At 71.8% G+C, this 8,509-nt stretch carries 9 protein-coding genes; 8 read left to right on the top strand and 1 reads right to left on the bottom strand.

Annotated elements, in window-relative coordinates; all coding sequences use genetic code 11:
* From QQA02_RS11500 to QQA02_RS11490, 3 genes are all read left to right on the top strand, one after another.
* Positions 1-1,027, top strand: a 1,027-nt coding sequence (locus QQA02_RS11500) for a substrate-binding domain-containing protein (RefSeq protein ID WP_502870997.1), incomplete at its 5' end; no start/stop codon positions are given.
* Positions 1,024-2,301: an ABC transporter permease gene (locus QQA02_RS11495; protein ID WP_423777750.1), complete on the top strand. Its 1,278-nt coding sequence runs from the start codon at positions 1,024-1,026 to the stop codon at positions 2,299-2,301. The genes QQA02_RS11500 and QQA02_RS11495, both read left to right, overlap by 4 nt.
* Positions 2,294-3,058, top strand: a complete 765-nt coding sequence (locus tag QQA02_RS11490) for an ATP-binding cassette domain-containing protein (protein WP_284773758.1) — start codon at positions 2,294-2,296, stop codon at positions 3,056-3,058. The genes QQA02_RS11495 and QQA02_RS11490 overlap by 8 nt, the downstream gene beginning before the upstream one ends.
* 96 nt (positions 3,059-3,154) lie before the next feature.
* On the opposite strand, the gene QQA02_RS11485 is transcribed toward QQA02_RS11490, so the two are convergent.
* The gene (locus QQA02_RS11485; protein ID WP_284773759.1) at positions 3,155-4,252 is read right to left on the bottom strand and encodes a hypothetical protein; all 1,098 of its coding nucleotides are present in this window, start codon (positions 4,250-4,252) and stop codon (positions 3,155-3,157) included.
* A gap of 104 nt (positions 4,253-4,356) precedes the next feature.
* Here QQA02_RS11485 and QQA02_RS11480 point away from each other — a divergent pair, with 104 nt between their 5' ends.
* The 5 genes from QQA02_RS11480 to QQA02_RS11460 all read left to right on the top strand — a co-directional run bounded on the left by QQA02_RS11480 (position 4,357) and on the right by QQA02_RS11460 (position 8,433).
* Complete coding sequence (locus QQA02_RS11480; protein WP_284773760.1) at positions 4,357-4,884, top strand: peptidylprolyl isomerase; 528 nt, start codon at positions 4,357-4,359, stop codon at positions 4,882-4,884.
* A 287-nt stretch (positions 4,885-5,171) separates the two neighbouring features.
* Positions 5,172-6,320: an ABC transporter permease gene (locus tag QQA02_RS11475; protein ID WP_284773761.1), complete on the top strand. Its 1,149-nt coding sequence runs from the start codon at positions 5,172-5,174 to the stop codon at positions 6,318-6,320.
* Positions 6,317-6,991, top strand: coding sequence for an ABC transporter ATP-binding protein (locus tag QQA02_RS11470; RefSeq protein ID WP_284773762.1), 675 nt, complete (start codon positions 6,317-6,319; stop codon positions 6,989-6,991). Before QQA02_RS11475 ends, QQA02_RS11470 begins: the two co-directional genes overlap by 4 nt.
* Positions 6,992-7,012: 21 nt before the next feature.
* On the top strand, positions 7,013-7,597 hold the full coding sequence (locus QQA02_RS11465) for a TetR/AcrR family transcriptional regulator (protein WP_284773763.1): 585 nt from the start codon (positions 7,013-7,015) through the stop codon (positions 7,595-7,597).
* 116 nt (positions 7,598-7,713) lie between these two features.
* Positions 7,714-8,433, top strand: coding sequence for a rhomboid family intramembrane serine protease (locus tag QQA02_RS11460; protein ID WP_284773764.1), 720 nt, complete (start codon positions 7,714-7,716; stop codon positions 8,431-8,433).
* The last annotated feature ends 76 nt before the right edge of the window (positions 8,434-8,509 follow it).

The raw sequence follows: 8,509 nt of genomic DNA, 5'->3' as shown, positions 1-8,509 counted from the left end.
CAGCGGCAACCACACGGCGCGCGCCACCCGCGGCGCGCTCGCGGCCGTCGTCGCCGTCGTGACCGCCCTCGCCCTGACCGCCTGCTCCGCCACCGGCGGTGCCCCGCGCAACCGCGGCGGCGACGGCGCGGGCAGCGGGGGAGTGGACACCCCGCGCATGACGGTCGCGATGGTCAGCCACGGCGCGCCGGGCGACACCTTCTGGGACCTGGTGCGCAAGGGCGCCGAGGACGCCGCGCAGAAGGACAACATCGAGCTGCGCTACTCCTCGCACCCCGAGCTTCCCGAACAGGCCAACCTGATCCGCAACGCCGTCGACTCCCAGGTCGACGGCCTCGCGGTGACCATGCCGAACCCGGACTCGCTGGGCCCGGTGGTCCAGACCGCCGTCGACGCCGGCATCCCGACCGTCGGCCTGAACTCCGGCATGGACCGCTACCAGGACTTCGGCATGGCCGCCTTCTTCGGCCAGGAGGAGAAGGTCGCCGGGCGCAAGGCCGGCGTGCGCCTCGGCGATGAGGGCGCGAAGAAGGTCCTCTGCGTCATCCACGAGCAGGGCAACTCCTCGCAGGAGTCGCGCTGTGCGGGCCTGAAGGAGGGCCTCAACGACACCGCCCCGGGCGGCCAGGTCGAGCTGCTCTACGTCAACGGCATGGACCTCACCGCCGTCGAGTCGACGCTGCAGGCCAAGCTGTCCCAGGACCGCTCGGTCGACTGGGTCATGGGCCTGGTCGCCCCGGTCGCGCTGACCGCGGTCTCCGCGCGCGAGCAGGCCGGCGCCGAGGCGAGGATCGCCACCTTCGACACCAACGCCGAGCTCGTCGGCGCGATCGAGGACGGCGAGGTCGAGTTCGCCGTCGACCAGCAGCCCTACCTGCAGGGCTACCTGGCCGTCGACACGCTGTGGCTGGCCCACCGCAACGGCTCCGCGCCCGGTGGCGCGCGCCCGGTCTACACCGGCCCGAGCTTCGTTGACGCCTCGAACGTCGACAAGATCGCCGAGGCGGCCAAGGAGGGGTTGCGTTGAGCGAGGCCACCCCGATTTCCGACGCCGCGCCCGGCACCGCGGGCGCGCCCCGCGCCGCGGGTGCGGAGAGCGCCGGCGCGGAGAGCGTCTCCCGCGACGACCGCCTGCAGACCTCCACGAGGCTGCAGTCCCTGCTGCGCCGCCCGGAGCTGTCCAGCCTGCTCGGCGCGATCCTGATCTTCGCGCTCTTCTTCGCCGTCGCCCCGGCCTTCCGCAGCCTCGACGCGTTCGCCACGGTGCTCTACGCCTCCTCGACGATCGGTATCATCGCCGTCGGCGTGGGCCTGCTGATGATCGGCGACGAGTTCGACCTCTCCTCGGGCGTGGCCGTGACCACCTACGCGCTGGTGGCGACCATGCTCAACTACAACTTGTGGCTGAACTCCTGGGTCGGCGCGGCGATCTCGCTGGCCACCGCGCTGATCATCGGTGCGCTCAACGGCTACCTGGTCACCCGCACCGGAATCCCGTCCTTCCTGATCACCCTGGCCGCCTTCCTGATGCTGCAGGGCCTGAACCTGGCGATCACCAAACTGGTCACCGGCCAGGTGGCCACCCCGACGATCTCGGACATGGAGGGCTTCGACTCCGCCCGCGCCTTCTTCGCCTCCTCGGTGAGCGTCTTCGGCGTGCAGGTGCGCGTGACCGTCTTCTGGTGGCTGCTCTTCGTGGCCGTTGCCACCGTGGTGCTCTACCGCACGCGGGTGGGCAACTGGATCTTCGCCGTCGGCGGCGACCAGAAGGCCGCCCGCGCCGTGGGCGTGCCGGTGCGCGCCACCAAGATCGGCCTGTTCATGACGGTCGCCTTCTGCGCCTGGTTCGTCGGCATGCACAACCTGTTCATGTTCGACTCGATCCAGGCCGGCCAGGGCGTGGGCAACGAGTTCATCTACATCATCGCCGCCGTCATCGGCGGCTGCTCGCTGACCGGCGGGCGCGGCACGGCGATCGGCACCGCCATCGGCGCGCTGATCTTCGGCATGACCAACCAGGGCATCGTCTACGCCGGCTGGAACCCGGACTGGTTCAAGTTCTTCCTCGGCGCGATGCTGCTGTGGGCCGTGCTGACCAACAACTCGTTCACGCGCTGGGCCGCCGCCGGCCTGCCGGGGCGAAAGCCCCGCACGCTTGACGACGCCGCGCCTGCCCCACGCACGGCGCCCGAGGGAGCCGACGCGCGCGGCACCGCCGCGCGCGGGGCGCGCGACGCCGCAGGTACGCGCGAGGGGAAGCAGCGCGACGTCGTCAATCCGGAAGGAGAGTCCCATGAGTGAGCCGCTGGTTGAACTGCGCGAGGTCACCAAGTCCTACGGGCCGTTCGACGCGCTGCGCGGCGTCGGGTTCGCCGTCCGCGCCGGGTCGGTTACCTGCGTGCTCGGCGACAACGGCGCCGGCAAGTCCACGCTGATCAAGGTGCTCGCCGGGCTGCACCGGCAGACCTCCGGGCAGCTGCTCATCGACGGCGAGGAGGTCACCTTCTCCGGCCCGCGCGACGCGCTGGACCACGGCATCGCCACGGTCTACCAGGACCTGGCCGTCGTCGGGCAGATGAGCGTGTGGCGCAACTTCTTCCTCGGCCAGGAGCTGAAAGGCCGTCTCGGCTGGCTGCGCGTCGACGAGATGCGCGAGACCACCGCCCGCGCGCTGGTCGAGATGGGCATCGACATCCCGGACGTCGACGTGCCGGTCGACTCCCTGTCGGGCGGACAGCGCCAGGTGCTCGCGATCGCGCGCGCGGTGCACTTCGGCGCGCGCCTGCTCATCCTCGACGAGCCGACCGCCGCGCTGGGTGTCAAGCAGTCCGGGATGGTGTTGCGGCTGATCGCCGCGGCGCGCGACCGGGGCCTGGGCGTCGTGTTCATCACGCACAACCCGCACCACGCGTGGCTGGTCGGCGACCGGTTCGTGCTGCTCAACCTGGGCCGCCAGACCATGGACGCCGCTCACGACGAGACGAGCCTCGATGAGCTGACCCTCGAGATGTCCGGCGGCGGGGAGCTCGAGGAGATCTCCGAGCAGCTGCGGGCCTAGGCGCGGCCGGGACGGCCGGGAGAGCCGTCTGCACATGCACAAGCGCCCCGCCGGACAGGGGGTGTCCGGCGGGGCGTCGCGGCGGTGGGGGCGTGCCTAGGCGCGGCCGTCCTCCTTGGCGTCGCGCTTGGCGGCGGCGTCGTGCTCGGCCTTCGCGTCGCGGGCGTCGTTGTCGCGGGCGGCCTTCTTGGCGGCCTCGGCCTCGGCGTCGGTCAGCCTGCGGGAACCGCCGGCCGGCGCGGCGTCGGCGTCGTTCTCGCGGACGTAGTGCTGGCTGACCTCGTTGTCGACCTCCGGCTCGGAGACCGTCACCGCGTCGAGGTTGCCGTCCTCGGGCTCGTCTTCGACCAGGCGGTGCTTGGCGGAGTCCTCGGCGTCCTCGACGGCCTCGTCGGCGCGGGCGGTGCGGTCCATGACCTCGTTCTCGGAGCGGTGGCGCTCGAGCTGCTCGTCGAGGGAGGCCAGCAGCTCCTCGCCATCCTTGGTCAGCCCGCCCTCGGCGGCCTGCGCCTTGAGCACGGTCTCCTCCTGCGGGGTGCGCGGGGCCTCGGCCGGCGCGGCGGGGGCGTCGTCGCCGGTCTCGGTGGAGTAGACGAGCTTCGAGTCGCCGCGGGTCTGGGCGTGCTCCTCGACGCGCGGCGGGATCAGACCGGCCGGGTCCTGCTTCTCGCGGCTGAACCAGTAGTAGAGGCCGCCGCCGACCGCGGCCAGGGCGGTGCCCAGGCCGACGAGCAGCCAGGTGCGGCGGCGCTTGTCCTTCTTGGCCTTGCCGGTGATCTTGTCGATCTTCTTCTGGGCCTTCTCGGCGGCCTTGTTGCCGGCCGCCAGCGCCTTGCGGCGGGTGCGCTTGCTCATCTTCTTCGCCTTGAGCGCAGCGGACTCCTGGGCGTCGGCGGCGTCCTGCAGGTAATCGTGCGAGCTCTCGCGGGCCTCCTTGAGGGCCTTCTCGATGCGCTTGCGGGTCTCGGCGGTCAGGGTGCCGGCGTCGTCGGCCAGGTCGGAGGCGCGGTCGCCGAGCTTGGCCACGGCGTCCTTGCCGGCCTTCTTCACGTCGCCGGCGACGTCGTCGTAGTTGTCCGCCGCGCCGAGCAGCGCGTCGTAGGCCTCCGAGGCCTTCCGGTCCCGGAAGTCGCTGTAGCGCTCCCAGGCGTCCTTTCCGGCGGCGAGAGCCATCTTCAACGTCGAGGTGTTCATCGGGGCGATCCTTTGCGTGGTCGGCTGCGGTCAGTGCTTTTGGTTCCCAGGGTAGCCACGCGGCGCGACACGCGCGGGCGGGCGAGTGATCTACACTGGCCGACATGACTCTCAAGACCGCTACCGCGATCCTGCACACCAACCACGGTGACATCACCGTCGAGCTCTTCGGCAACCACGCGCCGAAGACCGTCGCGAACTTCACCGGCCTGGCCGAGGGATCCATCGACTACAGCAGCGAGAACGCCGCCGGCACCACCTCGGGCCCGTTCTACGACGGCTCAATCTTCCACCGCATCATCAAGGGCTTCATGATCCAGGGCGGCGACCCGACCGGCACCGGCATGGGCGGCCCGGGCTACAAGTTCGAGGACGAGTTCCACCCGGAGCTGCGATTCGACCGCGCCTACCTGCTGGCCATGGCCAACGCGGGCCCCGGCACCAACGGCTCGCAGTTCTTCATCACGGTCGCGCCGACCCCGCACCTGAACAACCACCACACCATCTTCGGTGAGGTCACCGACGAGGCCTCCCGCAAGGTCGTCGACGAGATCTCCGCGGTCGCCACCGACCGACGTGACCGTCCGAAGGAGGATGTGGTCATCGAGTCGATCGAGGTCCAGGAGGCCTAAGGCCGTCAATTTCCGACGCCCGCGCCCACACCCGTGGCGCGCCCCACCCGTCGGAGCGTGGGCCGGCTGACGCCGGCCCGACCGCCCTTCCCGCCGTGTGCGGGAGGGCGGTTTTTGCGTGTCGGGGGTCTTTGAGGTGGGCCGGGGGAGGTGCGGGGTGCGGGCCCGGGGCGCCGCCGGTCGCGGAACGCGACACCCTGTCGCTAAGATAGCGACATAGTGTTGCTAACATGCTCCGGCAACGGCCGCACGGCCGTGACCGCACCCCCCGACCAGGAAGTTTCACCATGTACCTAGCCTGGCGCGAAATGCTCTTCGCGCGCGCCCGCTTTCTCCTCATGGGCGTCGTCCTGGCGCTCATGTCCATGCTCGTGGTCATCATCTCCGGGCTGACGGCCGGACTGGTCAACGACGGCGTCTCCGGCATCAAGGCGATGGACAGCGACGTCATCGCCTTCGCCGAGGGCACCCAGACCGACTCCGCCTTCACCCGCTCCGTCGTCGACGCCACCGACGCGCGGGAGCTCGCCGCCACTGACGGGGTGGCCGCGGCCGCCCCGCTGGGGCTGTCCATCGTCAACGCCCACAACCAGGACGGCACCGCCGTGGATCTCACCCTCTTCGGCGTCGAGCCCGGCTCCTTCCTGGCACCGGAGGGCCTGCCGGCGATGCGCACCGAGGCCCACCCCGGCGCACCGACCGCGACCCCGCACGACGTCGTGGTCTCCTCCACCCTCGAGGACGAGGGCGTGTCGGTCGGCGACACCGTGACCATCGACCGCCTCGAGATCCCGCTGCACGTCGTCGGCTTCACCGACGGCCAGCGCACCTTCGGCCACGTCGACATCGCCTACCTGCCGCTCGACGTCTGGCAGGAGGTCCACGCCGGCGCCCGCCACGGCGAGGCCGTGGACCCCGCGGCCTACGGGGAGGCCTCCGTCATCGCCGCGCGCACCGCAGACAAGCCCGACACCGAGGCGCTCTCCGAGGCCTCCGGGCTGGACGTGCGCACCCTCGAGGAGAGCTTCGACTCCTCGCCCGGCTACGCCGCCGAGACCATGACGCTGTCGATGATCACGTGGTTCCTCTTCGTCATCGCCGCGCTCGTCACCGGCGCGTTCTTCCTGGTCTGGACGATCCAGCGCGCCGGGAGCATCGCCACGCTGCGCGCCATGGGCGCCACCAGGGGCTTCCTGCTGCGCGACAGCCTCGGCCAGGCCGTCGTGGTCCTGGCCGTGTCCATCCTCGTCGGCCTGCTCATCGCGGTCGGCCTGGGCAGCCTGCTCGAGTCGACGGCCATGCCCTACGCCACCGAGCTCGGCCCCGTCCTCGGCGGAGGCGCGCTGCTGTTCGTCTCCGGCCTCATCGGCGCGCTCGTCGCGGTCGTGCGCGTCACCCGAACCGATCCGCTGGAAGCCCTGGGAGAGAACCGATGAGCACAGCACTGCAACTTTCCGACGTCACGGTCACCTACAGCGACGGCGACTCGCAGGTCACCGCCCTCGACGACGTCTCGATCACCGTCGCCCCCGGCGAGTTCGTCGCCGTGGTCGGACCCTCCGGCTCCGGCAAGTCCACCCTGCTGGCCGTCGCCGGCGCGCTGACCACCCCGGCCACCGGGAAGGTCACCGTGGCAGGCGTGGAGGTCACCGGCCTCGACGACACGGCCCTGGCCAAGGTCCGCCGCGAGCACATCGGCTTCGTCTTCCAGTCCTCCGGCAGCCTGCCCTCTGCGCTTTCCGCCGAGCAGCAGCTCGAGCTCGCCGCCCGCGTGGCCGGCGGCTGGGGCCGTCACACCGGCGCGGAGCTTTTGGAGAAGGTCGGCATGACCCACCGGGCGAAGAACCGCCCGGGCAGCCTCTCCGGCGGCGAGCGCCAGCGCGTCGGCATCGCCCGCGCCCTGGTCGGCGACCCGCAGATCCTGCTCGTCGACGAGCCGACCGCCGCGCTCGACCGCCACCGCTCCCAGGAGATCGTGGCCCTTTTGGCCAAGGAGTGCCACGACTTCAACGTCGCCGGCGTGATGGTCACCCACGACCACGAGGTCCTCGGCCACTGCGACCGCGTCTTCGAGATGGTCGACGGCCGGCTCAGCCCGGTCGCCTGAGCCGCATCTAGACTCGGGCCCATGCCGAAGACCCAGGGGCGCACCGTCGCCGAGCACCGCAGCGTGCAGCACCGCGCGGTGCTCGAGGCGACCGAGCGGCTGATCGTTCAGGGCCACGGCAGGATGCCCTCGGTCGGCGAGGTCGCCGCCGAGGTCGGCCTGGCCCGCTCGAGCATCTACCGCTACGCCTCCTCCCAGCACGACCTGCTGGTCCAGCTGCTGGTCAACGCCACCGACACCTGGAACGAGAAGCTCGAGGCGCGCCTGCGCACGGTGCCCGCCGACCCGGCCGAGCGCATCTGCGCCTACGTCGACGCCGCGCTCGACCTCTTCGCCAACGGCTCCCACGGGCCGCTGATGGTCGCCGTGCAGAACTTCCCCGAGGCCTTCACCGACGAGAAGGTCCAGGCCTCCCACGCCGGGTTCACCACCGTGCTCGACGAGCTGTGCCCGGGGGTCTCCCCGCTGGACTTCTCGCTGCTCAACGCCGCGATCCTGCGGGCGGCCGAGCTGGTCGGCGAGTCGGCCGACCGGCAGGCCGATTACGCGCAGGCGACCGCGACCCTGCACCGGATGGCGAAGGCCGTCGCGGCGGGCCGCGTCTGAGCCGTTGCGGTAGCTTTCTGGGTATGCAGGATCAGTCGTCAGGCGGTCCGGACTTCGCACCGCAGGAAGGCCCCGGCCCGGTGGGACAGCCCGGCCAGCCGGGACAGCCCGGGTCGGTGGCTCAGCCAGGCCCGGCCCGCAACCCTGCCCCCGGGCGCCCCGGCCCGCCCGGGCCGGTCGACATCGCGCGCCGCTGGTTCCGCGACGTGCCCGTGACCACCGGCATCACCGCCGCCCTGCTTGCGGTGTGGCTGGTCTGCGCCCTGCAGGCCCGCTCGATCACCGCCACCGGTGGTGCCCCGCTCGCCCGCGCCTGGATGCTCTGGGGCCCGGAGCTCCTCACCGGCCTGGGCCCGCTGCGCGCGCTGGGCTTCATGTTCGTCCACATGGACGCCTCGCACGTGCTGCTCAACGGGCTGATGACGCTGTTCATCGGCCGCGAGATCGAGCGCGCCTACGGTTCGGGCGTCTTCGCCGCCGCCTGGCTGATCTCCGGGCTGGGCTCGGCGCTGGCGGTGCTCATGCTCGACCCGCTCGCGCCCACCGGGGGCGCCTCGGGCGCCGTCTACGGCCTGATGGCGGTGCTGGTGGGACTCGCCGCGAAGAACAAGGCGGACCTGCGCGCGCCGCTGGCGCTCGTCGGCGTCAACATCGTCTACACGCTCATCGCGGCCAACGTCTCGCTGTGGGGACACCTCGGCGGGCTGGCCGCGGGTGCGGTCGTCGCGCTGCTGCTGGTCACCCGCCGCCCGGGGCTCCGCTGGGCCGGGTTCGTCGCGGCGCTGACCGCCGTCGTCGCCGCGTTGGCCGGTTACGTCGTCACGGGCGGTTACTGACGGGCCCCGCCGTGCCGGGGGAGGGGAGAGCCGGGGGAGGGGCGCGCCGGGGGAGGGGCGCGCCGGGGGAGGGGCG

The sequence above is a fragment of the Corynebacterium sp. MSK006 genome, from assembly GCF_030232385.1.
Lineage (GTDB): Bacteria > Actinomycetota > Actinomycetes > Mycobacteriales > Mycobacteriaceae > Corynebacterium > Corynebacterium frankenforstense_A.
The sequence above is the reverse complement of the archived record's forward strand: the minus strand, read 5'-3'. Positions and strand labels throughout refer to the sequence as shown.

What these genes read in the sequence shown, in the direction of transcription:
- QQA02_RS11490 (WP_284773758.1), top strand. Translation starts at nt 2,294, where the DNA reads ATGAGTGAGCCGCTGGTTGAACTGCGCGAGGTCACCAAGTCCTACGGG.
- QQA02_RS11485 (WP_284773759.1), bottom strand. Translation starts at nt 4,252, where the DNA reads ATGAACACCTCGACGTTGAAGATGGCTCTCGCCGCCGGAAAGGACGCC.
- QQA02_RS11480 (WP_284773760.1), top strand. Translation starts at nt 4,357, where the DNA reads ATGACTCTCAAGACCGCTACCGCGATCCTGCACACCAACCACGGTGAC.
- QQA02_RS11475 (WP_284773761.1), top strand. Translation starts at nt 5,172, where the DNA reads ATGTACCTAGCCTGGCGCGAAATGCTCTTCGCGCGCGCCCGCTTTCTC.
- QQA02_RS11470 (WP_284773762.1), top strand. Translation starts at nt 6,317, where the DNA reads ATGAGCACAGCACTGCAACTTTCCGACGTCACGGTCACCTACAGCGAC.
- QQA02_RS11465 (WP_284773763.1), top strand. Translation starts at nt 7,013, where the DNA reads ATGCCGAAGACCCAGGGGCGCACCGTCGCCGAGCACCGCAGCGTGCAG.